Source organism: Campylobacter sp. RM16189 (assembly GCF_012978815.1).
GTDB lineage: Bacteria > Campylobacterota > Campylobacteria > Campylobacterales > Campylobacteraceae > Campylobacter_A.
Window position 1 is genome coordinate 13,933 of record NZ_LIWR01000005.1, and the last position, 20,350, is coordinate 34,282.

Consider the following 20,350-nt stretch of genomic DNA (forward strand, 5'->3'; position numbering starts at 1 on the left):
ATTATCCCTTAAAATCGATTATAGAGCTGCTTTGAGTATAAAGTTCGTTAAATACCCCGATATTTACATCGCACTCAAATTTCTCTTTTAAAAACCTTGCAACCTTTTCAAAAGGCGTTGTTATATTTAAGATTTGAGAGTTTTTTATATTAAAAAGTAGCGGAGCGAAATTTGAAAATATAAGATAAATTTGAGCTTTTTCATTATCTTTTTTCATCTGAAAAATTCCTAAATGCTTATTATAAAAAAACGGAATATGTATGATGTTTTTCTGCAAGGCAAATAGCATATTTACGTAAATTTCATATCCTTCTTTTGTCCTGCAGGATGCTAAATTTGAAAATATATATTCATAAAACCAGTTTAAATTATCATTTATTATCAATTTTTCTATAATACTTAATCCATCTATGAGTGTGTCATGGGCTTTTAAATCAGGCTTTTCATATAGATTTTTTATCACTATATTTTCACTTCCTGAGCCTATTTCACACCAATATTCTCCGCCTATTTTTAGGCTTTTCATACTTTTTGTGCTTAGGGTTTTGTTTGCAAATTTTAAATTATATCTATTAAAGCCAGTTTTTTCCAATACTTTTATGCTTACCGGAAGTGAGGCGTTAAGCATGATAGCACTTTTATTTCCGCTTGCTATTTTTTGTATTTTTGATATTGAACTTATCATAAATTATAGGCCAAATTTAAGATTTCTCTTGCAATATTTTGTTTTGAATTTAGAGTTATCTCTTTAGTTTCCGATGTTGTTATAAAGCATATTTTACTTACATCCGAGCCAAATTTTACCTCATCATCTAACACATTTAAACATACCGCATCTAAATTTTTATTTTTTAACATATTTTTAGCGTTTGTCAAGGCGTTTTTTGCATCCATTTCCATCTTAAAGCCTATTTTTTTAACATTTTTAAACTCTTTTAAAGAGCCTAAAATATCTATATTTTGCCTTAAATTTAAATCCCAGTTGCTACCAAGACTCTCTTTTTTCAGCTTGCCAGTGAATTTTTCTTTTGGGATATAGTCGCTTACCGCAGCACTCATTACAAGCATATAGGCGTTTTGTAAATTTTCATCTATAGCACTTTTTAGCTCTTGAGATGTTTGAAATTTTATAGTTTGATATGGAGTTTTGTTTGTTTCAAAACTTGCTATTAGTGTTACATCAGCACTAGCGAAATAAAACTCGTCAGCAAGAGCCTTTGCCATCTTGCCGCTTGAAAAATTTGTAATAGCCCTTGCATCATCGATTTTTTCGATAGTAGCTCCGCCGGTTATTATAACTTTTTTGCCTTCAAATTTTGGCTCGTTTAAAGATTTTTTTACTTCGTAAATTATTGTTTCTGCATCAGCTAACGCGCCTTTTCCAAAATCTTTGCATGCCAAAGTTTTCTCTATCGGATCAATAAATTTAATCCCATTTGATTTTAAAAACTCAAAGCTATTTTTAGTAGAGAAATGCTCTATCATCTTTGTATTTGCCGCAGGAGCTATTAAAATAGGAGCATTTGAGGCTATGAGAGTCTGCATAAATACATTATCACAAATTCCGTTTGCAAGCTTATTTATTGTATTTACGGATGCTGGAGCGATTAAAATCAGATCCATTTTGGCATAGTTTATATGATTAAGCCCGGCTTGCCAATTTTCACTTTGGCTTGTTAAAATCGGATGATCACTAAGTGCTTCAAAGCCAAGTGAAGAGCAAAATTTAAGCGCTCCGTCGCTAAGCATCACATATACGTCCGCACCTTCTTTTTTAAGTATGGATAGAATTTCAAAGGCTTTATAAAAGGCTATGGAGCCACAAACAGCTAGTAAAATTTTTTTATTTTTCATCTTTTGCGCCAAAGAATTTATAGAAAAATCCGCTTTTATTAATCTGCTTTGTTCGACTTATGGCAAGAGCTCCGCTTGGGATATTTGAGGCTATTGTGCTTCCAGCCGCTATTAATACATTATCTTCTACGGTTACAGGCGCGATCAGCTGAGTATCGCTACCTATGAATACATTTTTACCTATTTTTGTTTTATGTTTTGCTTTGCCATCGTAGTTGCAAGTTATGGTTCCGCATCCTACGTTTGTGCCTTCTTCTATTTCACAATCTCCAAGATAGCTTAAATGCCCAGCCTTTACGCCGTTTAACTTGCCGGCCTTTACCTCTACAAAATTTCCAATATGAGTATTTTTGATATGAGAATTTGGGCGAATATGCGCCAGAGGTCCGATGTCAGAGTTTTCTATCACGCTATTTTCTATCACGCTTGAACTCTTGATTTTAGAGTTTTTGATAACGCACTCTCCAATTATGCTGACGTTTTCTTCTATCTCGCACTCATCTTCAAATTTTGCCCTGCTGTCGATATAAACAGTATCGCTTAGACGCATCAGCACGCCAGCTTGCATCCATTTTTTTCTAATCTCTTTTTGCATCAAATTTTGAGCTATATCTAGCTGAAATTTATCGTTTATGCCCATAAAATTTTGTTCATCCACCAAGACGGCACTGCACTTTAAATTTAGCTTATTTGCGATTTTAATAGCATCTGTTAAATAATATTCATTCTGTGCGTTTTGGTTTTGTATGAGAGGTAAAATTTTCTTTAAAGCCTCGCTTTTAAAGCAGTAACAACCTGCGTTAACGCTTTTTATTAGCCTTTGGGTTTCGCTTGCGTCTTTTTGCTCGACTATATCTTCTATAGTGCTGCCGTTCATTATGACTCTACCGTATCCTTGAGGATTTGCTGATTCAAAGATACTCACGGATATATCGGCATTTGCCGAGCTTAGTCTTATCAGATCGTTTGTTTTTACAAGAGGCATATCTCCGCACATTATGATTATTTTTTCACTTGTTAGGCAAATATCTTTAAGAGCTCCTGCTGTGCCAGGGAACTCTTTTAAATTTTGCTCATAAATTTTTGTTTTTGGGAAAAATTCTTTTATTTTAGCCTCTACAATCTCTTTTTGATAGCTTAAAACCACGCTTACATCATCGCTTATTTCGTAGGCTTTTCTTAAAATATGCACTATCATAGCCTCTCCGCAAAGCTCGAAAAGCACTTTTGGCTTTGTTGATTTCATCCTTGTGCCAAGACCTGCAGCAAGCACTACCACGCCTATATTGCTCATTTTAATTCCTCGAGGTGTTTAAAAATTTGAAATAAATTTTATCTTGTAGTTGCTAAATAGTTGATTAACTAATATCTTAATTATTAATATACAACTTTAATAATTATTACTAATTTTATTCAAATACAAGATAGCGCTTCTATTTCATTATCAATATATTTTATCTATATCTATAAAAATTTAAAAAAGAGCTAATATTAATCAAATTTTAACTGCTTTTCAACTAAAAGAAATTAAAATAGTAAAAAATTTTAACTGCAAAGAGGGTTTAGAATGGATTTAGGAACCGTTGTTGGTTGGATTTTGATTATGGTTTTGCTATTTGGCTCGATGGCCATAGGCGTTGGTATCGGTCCTTATATAGATATTCCATCCGTTATGATTGTTTTTGGAGGAACTGCTGGTTGTCTATTAGTTGGCTTTAAAATGGAGCAGATGAAAAAGCTGTTTACGTTTTATGGTGTTGCAGTTAAGCCAAAACTTTTTAATCTTCCTGAAATAGTTAAAAAAATGGTTGAATATTCTACGAAAGCAAGAAGAGATGGAATCTTAGCTCTTGAAAATGACGCTAACAACGAAACTGACGAATTTTTAAAAAAGGGCCTTTCTATGGCTGTAGATGGTAATGAGCCAGACGCCATTAGAGCTTTGCTTGAAATAGATATGGAGCAAACCAGCTCAAGACATACTGATAATATTAAAATTTTTGATCAGGTTGCAGGTTTTGCAGGCTCTATGGGTATGATAGGAACGCTAATCGGACTTGTTGCGATGCTTTTAAATATGTCAGATCCTTCGGCGATTGGTCCATCTATGGCTGTTGCTTTGATAACCACTCTTTATGGAGCGATGATAGGAAACATACTAGGAGCTCCAGTGGCAAATATCCTTAGCATTCGCGATAAGGATGAAAGCCTTGCTAAAACAATAATAATCGAAGGTATTATGGCTATTCAAGCAGGTGACAACCCAAGAACTCTTGAAACAAAACTTTTATCCTTTTTACCGCCAAAAGATAGAGTAAGTCAGTTTGATAGGTAATAAAAATGGCTAAAAAACTAATTGATCCGGCTGATTGTCCTAAATGTTTGCCGGCGTGGCTTGCATCTTTTGGTGACTTGATGTCTCTTTTGCTATGTTTTTTCGTCCTTCTTCTTTCTATGAGTACTATGGATGCCAAAAAGCTTGAGGCGGCTATAGGCTCGCTTAGCGGAGCTTTGGGCGTGCTTGAAGGCGGAAGAAGACCTGACGTAGCGGCTGAACAAAATGAGGAATTTCACTCCGCTGCAAAGCTACCAACCACTGATATACAATCAAAATTTCAGCAGACTGTAAAATCCATAAATGAGCTTTTGCATGCAAGCGGATCTCCGGAAGTATCATTTGAAGAGAGCGAGGATGGATTTATCATAAGATTGCCTGCTAGTTTGTTATTTGAAAAGGGTAAGGCAAATTTACAAAACTATGATGCGATTTTGTTTTTGAGACGAATTTCTATGGTGATAGATAAGCTTCCCGAAGATATCGTAGCAAACGTTATAGGGCATACCGATAATCAAACGCCAGATAGTCTAAGTATATATAAAAACAATTGGGAACTCTCATCCGCAAGAGCCATGAGTGTAGTTGATGAGCTTATCAAAAATGGAGTCAATCCTAAAAAACTGATGGCTTCAGCTAAAGCTGAATTTGAGCCTTTTGCTCCAAACACAACAGAGCAAGGCAGGGAGAAAAATCGTAGAGTAGAAATTCACTTCATATCTATGAATTCTAAAAATAAAGAAAAAACGCAAAAAAGCATACTTGACATGCAGGGAGCTCAGTGAAAAAGGTACTGATATTATTATCGGTCGCTTTTGTGCTATTTGCCGATGATACTGTAACTATCCCGACCGTAAATTTAACCCTAACGGCACCCGATACGCCACAACAACTCGTAACCTCGCTAAACGTATTAATCGTCTTAACGATACTAACCCTTGCGCCTTCGCTTGTTTTTATGATGACAAGTTTTTTAAGGCTTATCATCGTATTTTCATTTTTACGCCAAGCTATGGGAACTCAGCAGATGCCCCCATCTACCGTGCTTATCTCACTTGCCATGGTTCTTACGTTTTTTATCATGGAGCCTGTAGTAAAGCAGTCTTATGACGTAGCCGTTAAGCCCTATCTAGATGAGAAGATAAGCTATCAAGTCGCATTTGAAGAGGGAGTTAAGCCGTTTAAAGAATTTATGATAAAAAATACCAGAGAAAAGGATTTGGCTCTGTTTTTCCGCATAAGAAATTTGCCAAATCCGCAAAATATCGAAGAAATTCCGCTAACTATAACCATGAGTGCATTTATGATAAGCGAGCTAAAGACCGCTTTTGAGATAGCGTTTTTGATATATCTGCCGTTTTTGGTTATAGATATGGTTGTAAGCTCCGTGCTTATGAGTATGGGTATGATGATGCTTCCTCCTACTATGATTTCTCTACCTTTTAAGCTGCTTATCTTCGTGCTTGTAGATGGCTGGAATCTGCTTGTTATGAATTTGGTGCGGAGTTTTCATTAGATATTTAGTGCTAAAATTTGAATAAAGGATGGCAAAGATGGCATTTAAGTATGAATTTAATCTATTTTATCTTTTTAGCAGACATCTAAGCCTTGTGGGTTTAGAATGAAAAAGGCTTGTCTGGTGCTTGCTCTTAGTTTAAGTCTAAGCGCAAGCAGTCTAAGTGAGATCATAAATTTAGCTCACAGCTCAAATTTGGCTCAAATTTCAAGCATGCAGCCTCAAAAATCACAGCTTAAGCACGAAAGCGTTCGCAGCTCTTATATGCCAAATTTAAATTTAAAAGGCGGATATAATTATCATTTGCTAGATCCTAGCATACTAACTCCGAAACAGAGCTTGCAAATTTTAGCCAGTATCGAGTTTTTGTTATATGACGGAGGCAAAAGAGAGGCGAGCTTAGCCGCGCTTAAACACCTGCACGGAAGTGAAATTTTAAAAAACGAGGATTTTAAAAACTCTCTTTCTCTTGATATTTGCAGGCTTTACTTTAACTTCATTGCGCTAAATGAGATCATAAAAGCAAAAGAGTCTCAGATAAACTATCTTAAAAACGCCCTTGATAGGCTTGAGAAATTTTACTCCGCCGGACTTGCGGCGATTGATGAGTTTGAAGCGATCAAGGCTAAATTTCACGCTGCAAAGGTTGAAGCGCTAAGCTATAAGCAAAAGCAAGATGAGATAAACAGCAAGATAAATCTGCTCACAAATGAAATTTTAACCCCTTCAAGCGGCTCTAGGATAGATGAGCCAAATTTGGCGCAGGGTTCAAACAAAACGGCTCTTAAAGTCCTTGAAGAAGAATTTAAGGCAAGCCGTGAGGATATAAAGATCGCAGGCTCAGCTACGCTTCCGCAAATTTTCATTAAAGACACTTACTCCGTCTACCGAAACGACTTTGACAACGACTTCTCTTCGCTTAATCCTAGGTTTCAGGCTATAACGCCTTATCTTGATACGATTTTTAAGAAAAGACACAGGACAAACGAGATAACCCTTGGTTTCTCTTGGAAAATTTTTGATTTTGAAGCAACCAGCAAAGAAAAGCAGATCAAACAAATAGCATCAAATCAAGCCGCTTTGAATTTGGAACAGAAGAGACTTGAAAATAGGATAAATTTGCAAAATTTAAAAAACGAATTAAATATCTTAAAAGAAAAAATTAATGCCAATGAGCTGGCGCTAAAAGCCGCTAATAGCTCTTATGAGGCGGTTTTTAAAAAATATGAAGCGGGATTTAGTGGATATGTGGAGTTTTTGCAGGCATTAACAGCTAAATTTGAAGCCCAAAGCGGGCTTGAGCTGAGCAAGGATGAATACGAGATAAAAAAGGCCGAGTTCTTGTATGAAAACGGCGAGGAAATTTTAAAGCGAGTAGTAGAGCGATGAATAGAATTTTAGGAATCTTAACCACTCTTTGCCTGATACTATCTGCGCAAGAGCAAATTTATGCAAATTTTGACGTAGTGGCTAAACACAGCGCAGAGCTTGCCATAAAGAGTTTTGGCATAGTTAAAAAGGTAAATGTGGATGTTTCCGATATGGTAAAAAAGGGCGATGTCTTAGTTGAGCTTGAAAACGAGAGTGAAAAAATCGCGCTTGAAGCGGCTAAAAATGATTTAGAGCTTGCAAATTTGGCTCTTAAGCATGCTAAAGACATATTGGAACGCTTTAAAAAAGTAAAAAGCGTAACTTCTACTCAGGCTTACGAGGATGCCGAATTTGAGTTTAAGCGAGCTAGTTTAGCGGTGCAAAAGGCAAAAATCGCTATCAAAAACGCAAACGAAATGCTTGAAAACAAACTTCTTAAAGCGCCTTTTGACGGTACAATATCCAAAAAGAGCATCGAAGTAGGCGAAGGTGTGGGTGGAGTGGCTCAAAGGCTCATTGGTATATTTTCATATCCTGAAGTTAAGCTTATGATCAGCTATGATGAGAAATTTAAAGATGTAGTAAAAGTAGGAAGCGAGTTTAGGTATAAGCTTGACGGCTCAAACGAAGAAATGGTAGGCGCTATAGCTTTAATTCATCCTAAAATAGATACGAAAACACGTAAAATTTACGCTGAAGTTTATGCGCAAGGTCTTATGCCGGGGCTTTTTGGCGAGGGATATATAACGGTGAAATAGATGTATAGATTTGCCATAAATAGACCCATAACGACTTTGATGATATTTATGTCGCTTGTCGTTTTTGGCATTATGTCGCTACAAAGAATGCCTGTAAATCTCTTTCCCGAAATTGAAATTCCGCTCATTAAGATCACTACTTACTCGGGCGGAGATATGAATTTAATCGAGTCAAAAGTCACTAAAAAGATAGAAGATGAGATCTCTACTATTGACGGCATAGATAAAATTCACTCATACAGCTACAACAATCTAAGCGTGGTGCTTATACAGTTTGACCTTGAAAAAGATATCAACGTAGCTGCCGATGACGTGCGAGATAAGGTTAGTAAAGCGGGCGTTGAAGGTAGAAGCGAGATAGAAAAGATCAAAGGAACGGGCGATAGAATTTTAAACATATTTATAAGCTCAAACAGTGGCGATGAAGTCGCTCTTATGAAGATTGTGGAAGAGAAGGTAAAGCCATTTTTACAGCGCATTGACGGGATAGGCAAGGTTGATGATACGGGATTTTTGCAGCCTCAGGTGAAAATTTACCTTGATCCTTTTAAGCTTGATAAATTTGGTTTGAATGCAAACGATGTCGTAAATTTGATCAAGACTCAAAACTTAAAAGCCCCTTTAGGCAAGCTTGAAAACGAAAATTCCGAACTCTTTTTAAAGAGCAATTTTGATGCAAGCAGCATAGATGAGCTTAAAGAGCTTAGGCTTGCAAGCGGGATATTTTTAAAAGATGTTGCGCGCATAGAGCTTGATAAAAAAGATACCGATAGCATCGCCGTGATGAACGGCAAGCAAGGCGTCATGCTTGAGCTTTTAAAGATAAGCGGAGTAAATGCGCTAGCTACGATAGAAAACGTAAAAGCTAAGATAGATGAGTTAAGGCAGATCGTGGGCAGCGAGTATGAGCTAAAGATCGCCTTTGATAACAGCGAAAACATCACAAAGCACATCAGGCAAGTCGGCTTTGATATGGTGCTTGGCGTTGTTTTGACTATCTTTATAGTATTTTTCTTTCTTAGGAATTTTAGCTCTACCGTTATCTCTGCACTTTCCATACCTACGAGCATTATCGGGACGTTTTTTATTATTGATATGCTTGGATTTGATCTAAATCGCCTTACTTTGATAGCACTTACGCTTGGGATCGGAATTTTTATCGATGATGCGATAGTCGTTATAGAAAATATCTCAAAAAAGATGCAAGAGGGCGAGACAAACCCGCTAAAAGCAAGTTTTGCGGGAGTGGGCGAGATAACATTTAGCGTACTTTCTATAAGTGCCGTTTTGCTTTGCGTGTTTGTGCCTATTGCGTTCATGGAAGGCATTGTGGGTAGATACTTTAACTCCTTTGCCATGAGCGTAGCGGGCGGTATCGTGGTATCGTTTTTTGTATCCATTATGCTTATACCAAGCCTTGGGGCTAGGTTTTTAAACGCGCAAGAGGGCAAATTTTTTCATCTTACAGAGCCTTTTTTCGTCGCTCTTGAAAACGGCTATGCGTGGCTTTTGGGGCTTATTTTAAAATTTAAAACTCTATTTGTAGTTTTAAGCCTTGCCTTGCTTGCGCTTTGTATGAGCCTTGCCATGAAAGTCGGCATGGATTTTATGCCTATTGAAGATAATGGCGAATTTGAAATTTTCATTAAAGCCCAGCCCGGAATTTCACTTGTTGCTATGAGTGAAAAGTCCTCGGTTGTGCTTGATGAGCTAAATAAAGACCCGCGTGTGGATTATGCCTATATGCTTGTAGGATATACCGACGCCAAGGATGCTTTTAAGGCTAAAATTTACGCTAAATTAAAAGACATAAAAGAGCGAAAAGATAGGCAGCCTCAGATCATGGAAGAGTATAGAAATAAGCTTAAGATCGATGATTTAAATATCAAAATTTCAGCCCTTCCTATGGTCGATGCAGGCGGAGCAAACGAGCCTGTGCAGCTAGTTATCACGGGTGATAGCTTAGAAAAACTTGATGAAATTTTATCTCAGGCTAGGCAAATTTTAGAGAGCGTTAGCGGAGTTGTCGATATAAGCAGCGACAACGAAGATAGGATAAATCAGCTTGAAATTTCGGTAAATAAAGAAAAAGCCAAGCGTCTTGGCATAAGCGAATATGATATCACAAGGGTGGTTTACGGCTCTTTTGGGCAAAATTTCCTCGGCTCTTTTGATGATGGTAACGACCAATACGACATAATGCTTAGGTTTGATGACGAGCATAGAAAAGATGTATCTTCGCTTGAAAAGCTGCGTATAAGAAGCGCAAGCGGCGAGAGTGTCGCGCTAAATTCGGTCGCAAATTTTAAGCTTACCAAGACTTTTTCATCGATTATGCGATTTAACAAACAGCGTCAAATTCTAATCGTGGCAAATGTGGATAATATTCCGCTTGATAACGTGCAAAAGGTCGTTGACGAGCAAATCCCAAGCATACTGCCTAAAGGATATGATTACCGCATGACGGGCTTTATAGAGCTAATGAATGATACGAACGAGGCGTTTATATTTACCATTAGCCTTAGCGTAATTCTCATATACATGATACTAGCCGCACTTTATGAGAGCCTTATCATGCCTTTTATCATCATGATATCTATGCCGCTTGCATTTGGCGGAGTTGCCGTGGGGCTTTATCTAAGCGGAAATTCGTTTAGTCTTTTTGTGATGGTCGGAGCTATTTTGCTATTTGGAATGGTCGGTAAAAACGCCATTTTGGTTGTGGATTTTGCAAACAGATACGCAAACGAGGGCATGAATGTAAATGAAGCCATCATAAAGGCGGGCTCAAAGCGGCTAAGAGCGATACTAATGACAACCTTTGCGATGATATTTGCCATGCTTCCGCTTGCTCTCTCAAGAGGAGCGGGCTATGAGGGCAACTCGCCTATGGCTATATCTATCATCTCAGGGCTCATTAGCTCTACGATCCTTACGCTATTTTTGGTACCTGCGCTATTTGGCATAACGTATAAAGTAGATAAGTTTATCGGTAAAATTTACAAAAGAGATGAAATTTAAGGACGCAAAATGAGCTTTAAGAGTTTTTATCAGCTTGTTTTTATCACGGTTTTATTTAGCGGATGCGCCTCTTTAAACCAGGCTAAAAATCAAAATTTGCATAGCAATTCAAGCAAAACCGAAGTCAAACAAGAACATATCTGTAAGGATAAAACATCAAGCGAGTGCAATGATATGGGCGTTGAATTTGAGCTTGCAGACGATCTTAAAAGTGCAGAAATTTGTTATAAAATAGCCTGTAAAAGCGAGCTTGGAGTAGCTTGTTCAAACCTAGGTTCGCTTTATCAGAGATTTGACGGAGATAAAAACGATAGCGAAGTTATAGCGCTATTTTTAAAAGCTTGCAAGCTAAACAGCAAATACGGCTGTTATAACGCGGGCAATTCATATAGACTAGGCACCGAGACGGGGCATAATTTCGTGCGAGCCATAAAGCTGTATGAAAAAGCCTGTATAGATCTTAAGCACTCAAAGAGCTGTACAAATTTAGGCGGTATGCATCATTTCTCTTTAGGGGTTGAGGGCGGTAGCAGAGATGTGGCTAGGAAGTATTATAAGATGGGTTGCGAGCTTGGCGATGAGGTAGGGTGTAAAAATTTCTCCTTGCTTGAGGATAAATTTTAGCTCCAGCTTACTTTAAAAGTCGTGTTTTGACCGATCTCGCTTTCACAAATTATGCTTAAATCGTTGCTTTCGCAAACTCTTTTTACTAAATTTAGTCCTATGCCAAATCCTCCTTGGTCGTTGTTAAAGTGTGTATAGCGATCGTAAATTTTCTTTTGTTGCTCTTTGCTGATACCTTCGCCGCTATTTGTGATGGCAAATTCATTTTTGCTTAAATTTATACTTACAAATCCGCCTACGTTTGAATATTTTATAGCGTTACTAATGAGGTTGTCTATCATTCTTCTTATCTCGTAAAGATTTGCGTTTATACTCGCTTCGCTTAAATTTATTTGCGGGATGATTGAGCGTTTGGCAAAAAACGGAGCGAAATATTCAAGCCGTTCGTTAAATAGATTTTTTAAATTTATCTGCTCTTTTTTGATTGCGTCGCTTTTGCTAAAGGATAGGTACGTAAGATCTTCGTAGATATTACTTAGGCTTCTAGCTGCCAGTTCGATATTATTAAGGCGTTTTAAATTTTTGCTGCTAAGCGTGCTTTTATCGGTTGTTTCTATACTCATCATTATTATGCTAAGAGGCGTGTTTATCTCGTGCGTTGAGTCTTTTATGAAGCGATTTAGTGCATTTATCTTGGCGTGAAGCGGCTCCAAAGAAAGCTTTGCCAAGTAGTAGGCTATAACCATGATAATTGTAAGTATCAGAAGTAAATTTCCTAAATTTTTAAGCTTTAAGAGATTTAAATCGCTTCTTATATCTCTTCCTTCAAGTAAGATGTCTGCCGTTGAAAGCTCTCCGGTGGCATTGCTTTCCATGCTTTGAAGTGCTTCGTATATGACTACCTTGCCATCTTTTAAAAACGCTACGTTTTTTTTGGTATCTTTTAGACACTCAGTATCTTGATAGATTATCTTGCCGTCTTTTGAGACGATACATGCGCTTACTTGCTTTTCTTGCATGAGCGCAGCGGCAGAATTTATGCCGTTCATGCTGGCTTTCATGTAAATTCCCATTTTTATCTCTTTGAGATTTTTTACTTCGTTTGAGATAAGCGCCTCTTTTGCCATTTTGTAATCGTTTATCGAAAAATAGCTTAAAAATAGCGCGCTGGTGATTAGATAGAGGGATAAAATTTTAGATATTATCTTGGTTTTTTCAGACATAGATATAGCCGTCACCTCTTTTATTTATGATGCTGTCCTTGCCTAAAATTTGGCGTAAAGTCCTTATATATACGCGCAAACTTTGCTCGCTTGGCTCTTCGTCATAGCCCCAAATTTTATCATATATAACTTCTTTTGTAAGAAGTTTGTTTTTGTTTTGTAAAAATAGCGCTAAAAGCTCACTCTCTTTATTTGAGATATTTACATTTTCGCCGTCTTTTTGAACTGTTTTGCTGTCTATGTGAAATCTAAACCCGTCGGCAATTTCGATAAAGTCATCGTTTGTATGAGAGAAATTTCGCCTAAGTAAATTTTTGATACGCAAAAGCAACTCTTTAAGCTCGTAAGGCTTTTTAAGGTAGTCATCGCAACCGCTTTTATAGCCTACTTCAAGATCTTCTATTGTATTTAGGGAGGTCGTAAATATCGCAGGCGTAGTTACGTCAGCCTTCCTTAAGGACGATAGAAGCGAAAATCCATCGCCTTTAGGAATTTTAACGTCAAGTATCAAGATATCGAATTTTTGCTCATAGGCTAGATTAAGAGCGGTTTTGGCATCTATGCAAGCGGTTATCTTATAATCTCTCTCGCTTAGATATTCCGTTATCATTTCGCTTAAAATTTCATCATCTTCTACGAGCAAAATTCTTGTCATTACATTATGCCTTCAGGTTTTTTCATCTCTTTTTTCATTTCATCTTTTTTCATCATCATATCATCTTTTTTATCAGACATATCTTTTTTCATGTCGCCTTTCATCTCGTCTTTGTGCATTTTCATATCATCTTTCATCTCTTTTGCCATCGGCATATCTTTAGACATCATATCATCTTTTTTCATATCTGCCGCCATAGCGCCACCAACCATAAACATAGCGCCAAGCGCAACTAAAACTAACTTTTTCATTGTATCTCCTTGTGATAAATTATGCTGAAATCTTAACCAAGAAGTGTGAAGCGAGTGTGAAATATAAAAAATTACAAAAATCCGCAGATAAAATATACCAAAGGAAGACTGATAAAGCTAAATGCAACGCCTGTAGCTACGGCTGAAACTGCAAGCTGACTGTCTAAATTCGCCTTCATTATCATAGCGCTTGCTAAAACCATCGGCGGCATAGCGCACTGAAGAATTCCTATGAGCCATTTAGGGCTAAATTCAACGCTAAATATTAAAGCTATAAGGATAAACATAAGAGGAGCTATTAGCATTTTGCCTGCGATTACGATTAAAGTGGCTTTATATGAACTTCTTATGCTTCTAAATCCAAGACCGATACCTATAGCAAAAAGGGCAACCGGAACTACGCTTTGGCTAAAAAGATTAAGCGCGGTAAAGATAACTGAAGGAAGCTCGATACCTTTAAAAACAAGCCCTGTGATAAGTGCGATAAATGGCGGAAATTTAAGCACTTTTATAGTGTTTTGCACTAGCGAAACTTTAGCGGGCGCTCCAAAAGAGAGCACAAAAGGTCCGATGATAGATATAGGTATGGATGTTGCAAACTGATCGTAAAATATAACTTCATTTAGAGCTTCTTCTCCAAAAAAGCCCGTGATGATAGGCATACCGATAAAGATGGTGTTGCCAAACATCGCCAGCAATAAAGCGCTAATGGCGGTGGCTTGGCTAAATTTAAAGGCTTTACAGACGAAAAACACTACAAAAGCGGCTGCAAAGGAGGATAAAAAGCCGGTTAAGATGATATTTATGAGAGTTTTATCTATGCTTACGTGATAAATTTTATCAAAGATCAAAGCAGGCAAGGCAAAGCATAGCGCGTAGTCTATAAATACACTTGCATGCTTTTGCTCAAAAATCTTTATTTTCTTTGCGAAATATCCAGAAGCTATAAGAATAAATATTGAGAGTAGAGGGGTAAACATAATTTTCTTTATCTTTTAAATTTAAGCCAAAATTATATGGCAAGGGTTATTAAATCAAGATAAAATTAATATTATTAACTTTATTAGATAGTAAAATTTAGGATAATTTTAATATAATGCTTGATTTAAATTTAAAAATTCAAAGTAATAATATGAAAAAAATAATCAAATTTATAATATTTTTGGTCATTCTTGCCGCCTGTTCTTTTTTTGTGTATGAAAAATATTTTAAAAAAGAAAAGCCGGATGAAGTATTAACCTCTGTGGCTTTTAGAGGCGAACTTATAAAGAGTATTGATAGCAACGGCGAAATTTATGCAAACGAGCTTATAGATGTGGGTGCGCAAGTTTCCGGTCAGATAAAAAAGCTATATGTAAAGCTGGGCGATAAGGTAAAAGCTGGCGATATGATAGCGGAGATCGACTCTGCAACCCAGCAAAATAACGTAGATACTAAAAGGGCTCAGCTTGGAATCTATGAAGCGAAGTTAAATAGCGCAAAGGTAGCTCTTGAGATCTCAGAGAGTAAATTTAACCGAGAAAAAGAGCTTTTTAGCAAAAACGCAACCTCAAAAGAGGAGTTTGAAAGCTCTAAAAACTCTCTTGCCGTTACAAAGGCAAACGTAAAAGAAATAGAAGCACAGATAGCTCAGACTAAAATTTCTTTAAACACCGCTCAGATCGATCTGGGATACACCAAGATAGTAGCTCCGAAAGACGGCACTATCGTATCGGTTCAGGTTGAAGAGGGTCAAACTGTAAATTCAAACCAGACGACACCAACCATCGTAAATATAGCGGACTTAACGAAGCTAAAGCTAAAGATGGAGATAGCAGAGGGCGACATCACAAAGGTAAAGGTTGGCTCAAGGGTTGAGTACTCTATCTTTTCGGAGCCAAATAAGAAATTTTATACCAAAATTAGCTCCATTGACCCGGGACTTACTACTCTAAGTAACGGCAAATACAGCCAAAAAACATCATCAGGAAGCTCTAATTCTAGCTCATCGGCAATATATTATTACGCCAACGCTCTTATAGATAATCAAGATGAAATTTTACGTATAGGCATGACAACCTTAAATGTCATAATACTTGAAAGCGTCAAGGATGCGGTTATAGTTCCAAATACCGCCATTAAAAAACAAAATTCAAAAACAATAATAGAGGTGCTAAAAGATGACGGCTTGATAGAGGCTAGAGAGGTCGTAATAGGCTTAAGCGACAGTATAAAATCTCAAGTAGTAAGCGGTGTAAAAGAGGGCGAAAAGGTTATCACTTCAAGAAGTTCCGCGGCTCAGATAAACAATATGATAGAGCGTGAAAATAGACGAATAAGAGGTAGGTAAAATTTGAGTTCGATTATAGAGCTTAAAAATTTAAGCAAGAAATTTAAGCTTGGCGAAAATATCTTTGATGCTCTTAAAAATATAAATTTAAGCATTAAAAAAGGCGAATTTATTGCTATTATCGGACAGTCCGGTTCAGGCAAATCAACGCTCATGAATATCCTTGGCTGTCTTGATAACCCAACTAGCGGCGAGTATCTGCTAGAAGGCGCTGATATCTCAAAATTTGATTCAGACTCTCTTGCTGATTTAAGGCGTAATAAATTTGGCTTTATATTTCAAAGATACAATCTATTAGGAACCTTAAATGCGCTGTCAAATGTATCATTACCTAGCGTTTATGCCGGTCTTAATAAAAAAGATAGGGAGGATAGGGCGGCTAAAATTTTAAGCGGACTTGGATTAGAAGATAAGCTTGAATCCTTGCCAAACAAGCTAAGCGGCGGACAGCAGCAGCGCGTAAGTATAGCAAGAGCGCTTATGAACGGAGGAGAGATCATCCTAGCTGATGAGCCTACAGGTGCACTTGATAGCGCAAGCGGGCTAATGGTCATGGAAATTTTAACAAATTTGCATAAAGAGGGACACACTATCATTATCGTAACTCACGATGCAAACATCGCAGCCTACGCAAATCGCGTAATAGAGATAAAAGATGGTGAAATTTTAAAAGACGTAGTAAAAAAGGATGAAATTTTCCCTTCTAAAACCACAGAATTTAAACAAAAAAATGCGATAAGCTTTTACAAGGATCAGTTTATAGAGAGCTTTAAGATGTCGTTAAATTCGATATTTAGCCATAAGCTAAGATCTGTTTTAACCATGCTTGGCATCATCATCGGCATAGCTTCTGTAATATGCGTAGTAGCTCTTGGTAAAGGCTCTCAGCAACAAATTTTATCAGACATCAGAGGCATAGGCACAAATACTATAGACATCTATCCCGGTAAGGGTTTTAGCGATCTTAGAGGCATGAAAAAAACTCTTACGATATCAGATACGGTAATGCTATCTCGTCAAGATTACCTTGATAGTGTTACCCCAAATACCACTGCAAGTGGCATGCTAACGTATAGAAATAAATCAGCATCAGCTAGCATGAGAGGTGGCGGAGCGCAAAGTCTTGAGGTGTTAGGGCATAAATTTGAAAAAGGCAGATCGTTTAATGAAGATGAGGTAAAAAACTCTGCTTCGGTTTTGGTTATAGATCAAAATACAAAGGATGAGTTTTTTAAAGAGATAGATCCTATAGGCGAGATTATATTTTTTAATAAACGCCCGTTTCGCATAATAGGCGTTTTAAAATATAGTAGCAATATAGGCGACTCAAGCACGCTTAGAATTTACACTCCATACACTACTGTTATAAACAAAATAACGGGAGATCGGTTTATAAACTCCATAACAGTCAAGGTTAAAGATGAGGTTAATGCTCAGATCGCCGAGCGAAGCTTAACGGAAGTTTTGGCTGCAAAACGTGGCAAAAAGGACTTTTTTACAAGAAATTCAGACACTATAAAAAAGACTATTGAGGGCACAACCAGGACTATGACGCTTCTGATATCTTGTATAGCCTTTATATCGCTTTTGGTAGGCGGAATAGGGGTTATGAATATAATGCTAGTTTCAGTTACAGAGCGAACTAGAGAGATAGGTATAAGGATGGCTATAGGAGCTAGAGAGGGAAATATATTGCAACAGTTTTTGATAGAGGCGGTGCTACTGTGCGTGATAGGAGGTATCGCGGGTATAGCGGCATCATTTGGGATAGGATATGTATTTAATAAATTTTCACCACAAGTTCATATGATATTTTCTAATCTTTCTATTGTAGTTGCTTTATTTACCTCTACTTTTATAGGTATAATTTTTGGCTACATGCCTGCTAGAAACGCATCCAAACTAAATCCTATAGACGCTCTTTCAAGGGAATGATATGAAAAGAATTTTGATATTTGTATTTGTGATTTTGTTTAGCGGTTGCGCAGTAAAGAGCATAAATGAAGATTTTAGCGATATTTTACTAGATGAAAATTTAAGTAAAGAGTATCAGCTTAAATCAAATTGGTGGGAGGATTATAATCAGCCATATCTAAATGAATTAGTAGAGCTTGGGTTGAAAAACAGTATAAATTTAGCCAAAGCGGCAATCTCTATAAATAAAGCCTTAGCTCAGGTCGGACTCATAAAATCCGAGCTAATGCCTAAATTTAATGCAAATTTAGGCATAGAAACAAGTAGAGATATAAGCAAAAACGATACTTTTAAAGAAAGCTACAATAGCGGTTTTTCTCTAAGTTATGAAATAGATCTTTTTAAAAAACTTTCAGACTCTAAAGACGCTGCAATTTGGGAATTGCAAGCAACCAAATTTGACTTAGAGGCTGCGAAATTAACTCTTATAAATAGCATTATAGATAGATACTTTGAGATTCTTTATCTTAAGGAGAGTTTGAAATTTTATGAGATATCGCTTCAAAATTACGTCCAACTTGAAGCCATTATAAGGGCAAAATTTGAGCTTGGAAAAACAGATGAACTTAGCCTAAAACAGGTTCAAAGCTCTATTTTAAATGTTAAAAACAGGATTTTAAATCTAAATAGAAATTTAAATTTAGCCGAACAGACTTTAAGAAATTTGCTTAGCGTTAAGCCTGAATTTGAGTTTAAAATTAATGAAATTTTACTAAGTGATATTAATTTTTTAGGAATAAATTTAGATGTACCTTTATACGCCATCTCCAATCGCCCGGATTTAAAGGCGGCTATTTCTAGGATAGAAGAGAGTCTTTTAAACGTAAAAGTAAGCGAGAAGAGCTTTTATCCTAGCCTTACTTTAGGAGCTAGTATAAGCAGTAGAGGAGATAGAGCCAAAGATGCTTTTAAGTTTCAATTTTTAGGAGGCAATCTTGCCATAAATTTGCCTTTTTTAAACTACTCTCGGCTTAAAAACAGTCTAAAAATTTCAGAATATAACTTTGAAAATATGAAGTTAAACTATGAAGAGAAGTTGGTCGCGGCTTTAAACGAAGTTGATTTGGGGTATAAAAATTGGCAAAAGGATAGAGAAATTTTTGCCAATTATGAGAAACAGATGCAAAATTTAAGATATATAAGAGATATGTATAAGATAAAATTTGATCTAGGTAAAACCGAACTTAAAAACTTTTTAGAAGCCAAAAACAACGAGATAGATATGCAAAATAGCCTTTTACTGCAAAGGTATAAAATTTTACAAGATGAAATAAATGTATTTAAGGCTATGGCGGGCAAGATAAAGTAGTAATTAAAGAGTATTTATTATTTCAATCAAAGAGGACCTTAGCTCCTCTTTGCGTAAAATTCTCTCTTAAATTCGCTAAATTTGCCCTGCATGATCGCCTCTCTCATCTGTTTCATCAAATTTAGATAGTAGTGCAGGTTGTGAAGGCTAGCTAGGCGGAAAAATGTAAGTTCGCGCGCTTTATATAGGTGATTTAAGTAGCCACGCGAGTAGTTGCGGCATGTGTAGCACGAGCACTCGTGGTCTATGGGCGCGTTGTCTTTTATAAATTTGGCCGATTTTATATTTATCTTGCCAAAGCTTGTAAACAAAGTGCCGTTTCGCGCATTTCTAGTAGGCATCACGCAGTCAAACATATCAACTCCGCGCTCCACATTTTCTACCAGATCCTCAGGCGTTCCAACTCCCATGAGGTAGCGCGGGCGGTTTGCGTCGATATATGGTATCACGCCTTCAACCGTATCATACATCTCCTCGTTGCTCTCTCCTACGCTTAAGCCACCTATGGCAAGTCCGTCAAATTCCATCTCGCAAAGCGCTTCGGCGCAAAATTTACGCGCTTCGTAGTCGGTTCCACCTTGAATGATGCCAAATATATTTTGTGTTAAGCCTATGCCTTTTTGCTGGTTTGCTCTGTGGTAATCAATAGCTTCCTTAGCCCAATTTATCGTGCGTCTTATGCTAAGCTCAACTCGCTTAGGCTCGGCAGGCAGGGCGATAAGATCATCAAGTATCATCATGATATCTGAATTTAGATCATACTGCGTATCAAGCACGCTCTTTGGCGTGAAGTAGTGAGAGCTGCCGTCGATATGGCTTTTAAAGTGGATCCCATGCTCGTCGGGCTTTGAAATTTTACTAAGAGAAAACGCCTGAAAGCCGCCGCTATCGGTTAGAAAAGAGCGGTTAAATTTGCTAAATCCATGAAGTCCGCCAAACTCTTTTACAACCTTGCTTGTCGGGCGCAGATAGAGGTGATATGTGTTTCCTAAAATGATCTTGGCGTTTAAAATTTCCATCATATCTATAGCGTCTAGGCTCTTAACGGCACCGACCGTTCCTACAGGCATAAAAACAGGAGTTTGGATGGTAGAATGAGTGGTTGTCAAAGTGCCTGCACGTGCGTTGCCGTCCGTTTTATCTATACTAAAAGTCATTTTGCTATAATATTCCTTTAAATTTGGAGTAGT

General features: G+C 37.1%; 18 protein-coding genes. 10 read left to right on the forward strand and 8 right to left on the reverse strand.

Annotated features, from left to right (window positions below):
* Position 1 precedes the first annotated feature (1 nt).
* The 3 genes from CDOM16189_RS04470 to glmU are packed head-to-tail and all read right to left on the reverse strand — an operon-like array spanning position 2 to position 3,148.
* The gene (locus CDOM16189_RS04470; RefSeq protein WP_169974793.1) at positions 2-685 is read right to left on the reverse strand and encodes a hypothetical protein; all 684 of its coding nucleotides are present in this window, start codon (positions 683-685) and stop codon (positions 2-4) included.
* A complete protein-coding gene (coaBC, locus tag CDOM16189_RS04475; RefSeq protein WP_169974791.1) occupies positions 682-1,854 on the reverse strand; it encodes a bifunctional phosphopantothenoylcysteine decarboxylase/phosphopantothenate--cysteine ligase CoaBC in 1,173 nt (390 codons plus the stop codon). Before coaBC ends, CDOM16189_RS04470 begins: the two co-directional genes overlap by 4 nt.
* Positions 1,844-3,148: a bifunctional UDP-N-acetylglucosamine diphosphorylase/glucosamine-1-phosphate N-acetyltransferase GlmU gene (gene glmU / locus CDOM16189_RS04480; RefSeq protein WP_170000762.1), complete on the reverse strand. Its 1,305-nt coding sequence runs from the start codon at positions 3,146-3,148 to the stop codon at positions 1,844-1,846. Before glmU ends, coaBC begins: the two co-directional genes overlap by 11 nt.
* 273 nt (positions 3,149-3,421) lie before the next feature.
* Here glmU and CDOM16189_RS04485 point away from each other — a divergent pair, with 273 nt between their 5' ends.
* The 7 genes from CDOM16189_RS04485 to CDOM16189_RS04515 all read left to right on the forward strand — a co-directional run bounded on the left by CDOM16189_RS04485 (position 3,422) and on the right by CDOM16189_RS04515 (position 11,479).
* Positions 3,422-4,189 (forward strand): motility protein A, encoded by a 768-nt coding sequence (locus CDOM16189_RS04485; protein ID WP_169974787.1) that lies wholly within the window; start codon positions 3,422-3,424, stop codon positions 4,187-4,189.
* 5 nt (positions 4,190-4,194) lie between these two features.
* Positions 4,195-4,974: a flagellar motor protein MotB gene (locus CDOM16189_RS04490; protein WP_170000763.1), complete on the forward strand. Its 780-nt coding sequence runs from the start codon at positions 4,195-4,197 to the stop codon at positions 4,972-4,974.
* The gene (gene fliP, locus CDOM16189_RS04495) at positions 4,971-5,705 is read left to right on the forward strand and encodes a flagellar type III secretion system pore protein FliP (protein ID WP_169974783.1); all 735 of its coding nucleotides are present in this window, start codon (positions 4,971-4,973) and stop codon (positions 5,703-5,705) included. The genes CDOM16189_RS04490 and fliP overlap by 4 nt, the downstream gene beginning before the upstream one ends.
* Positions 5,706-5,810: 105 nt before the next feature.
* Complete coding sequence (locus CDOM16189_RS04500; RefSeq protein ID WP_170000764.1) at positions 5,811-7,094, forward strand: TolC family protein; 1,284 nt, start codon at positions 5,811-5,813, stop codon at positions 7,092-7,094.
* A complete protein-coding gene (locus CDOM16189_RS04505; RefSeq protein ID WP_170000765.1) occupies positions 7,091-7,834 on the forward strand; it encodes an efflux RND transporter periplasmic adaptor subunit in 744 nt (247 codons plus the stop codon). Before CDOM16189_RS04500 ends, CDOM16189_RS04505 begins: the two co-directional genes overlap by 4 nt.
* Positions 7,835-10,855 carry an efflux RND transporter permease subunit gene (locus CDOM16189_RS04510; protein ID WP_170000766.1) on the forward strand — a complete coding sequence of 1,007 codons (3,021 nt, stop codon included), beginning with the start codon at positions 7,835-7,837 and terminating at the stop codon, positions 10,853-10,855. It begins immediately after the preceding gene.
* 9 nt (positions 10,856-10,864) lie between these two features.
* On the forward strand, positions 10,865-11,479 hold the full coding sequence (locus CDOM16189_RS04515; protein WP_170000767.1) for a tetratricopeptide repeat protein: 615 nt from the start codon (positions 10,865-10,867) through the stop codon (positions 11,477-11,479).
* Here the strand turns inward: CDOM16189_RS04515 and CDOM16189_RS04520 are convergent.
* The 4 genes from CDOM16189_RS04520 to CDOM16189_RS04535 all read right to left on the reverse strand — a co-directional run bounded on the left by CDOM16189_RS04520 (position 11,476) and on the right by CDOM16189_RS04535 (position 14,528).
* Positions 11,476-12,642, reverse strand: a complete 1,167-nt coding sequence (locus CDOM16189_RS04520) for a sensor histidine kinase (RefSeq protein ID WP_170000768.1) — start codon at positions 12,640-12,642, stop codon at positions 11,476-11,478. The two genes, CDOM16189_RS04515 and CDOM16189_RS04520, sit on opposite strands and share 4 nt — an antisense overlap.
* Positions 12,635-13,297 (reverse strand): response regulator transcription factor, encoded by a 663-nt coding sequence (locus CDOM16189_RS04525; RefSeq protein ID WP_170000769.1) that lies wholly within the window; start codon positions 13,295-13,297, stop codon positions 12,635-12,637. The genes CDOM16189_RS04520 and CDOM16189_RS04525 overlap by 8 nt, the downstream gene beginning before the upstream one ends.
* On the reverse strand, positions 13,297-13,548 hold the full coding sequence (locus CDOM16189_RS04530; RefSeq protein ID WP_170000770.1) for a hypothetical protein: 252 nt from the start codon (positions 13,546-13,548) through the stop codon (positions 13,297-13,299). The genes CDOM16189_RS04525 and CDOM16189_RS04530 overlap by 1 nt, the downstream gene beginning before the upstream one ends.
* Before the next feature lie 71 nt (positions 13,549-13,619).
* Positions 13,620-14,528: an AEC family transporter gene (locus tag CDOM16189_RS04535; protein ID WP_170000771.1), complete on the reverse strand. Its 909-nt coding sequence runs from the start codon at positions 14,526-14,528 to the stop codon at positions 13,620-13,622.
* 152 nt (positions 14,529-14,680) lie between these two features.
* Between CDOM16189_RS04535 and CDOM16189_RS04540 the strand changes: the two genes are divergently transcribed.
* The 3 genes from CDOM16189_RS04540 to CDOM16189_RS04550 are packed head-to-tail and all read left to right on the forward strand — an operon-like array spanning position 14,681 to position 19,160.
* Entirely contained in the window at positions 14,681-15,877 is a 1,197-nt protein-coding gene (locus tag CDOM16189_RS04540; protein WP_170000772.1) for an efflux RND transporter periplasmic adaptor subunit, read from the forward strand.
* Positions 15,878-15,889: 12 nt separating this feature from the next.
* Positions 15,890-17,812 (forward strand): MacB family efflux pump subunit, encoded by a 1,923-nt coding sequence (locus tag CDOM16189_RS04545; RefSeq protein WP_170000802.1) that lies wholly within the window; start codon positions 15,890-15,892, stop codon positions 17,810-17,812.
* 1 nt (position 17,813) lies between these two features.
* Positions 17,814-19,160 (forward strand): TolC family protein, encoded by a 1,347-nt coding sequence (locus CDOM16189_RS04550; RefSeq protein WP_169974761.1) that lies wholly within the window; start codon positions 17,814-17,816, stop codon positions 19,158-19,160.
* Between the two features lie 38 nt (positions 19,161-19,198).
* Here CDOM16189_RS04550 and tgt read toward each other — a convergent pair whose 3' ends face one another.
* On the reverse strand, positions 19,199-20,317 hold the full coding sequence (gene tgt / locus CDOM16189_RS04555; RefSeq protein WP_170000773.1) for a tRNA guanosine(34) transglycosylase Tgt: 1,119 nt from the start codon (positions 20,315-20,317) through the stop codon (positions 19,199-19,201).
* Positions 20,318-20,350 lie beyond the last annotated feature (33 nt).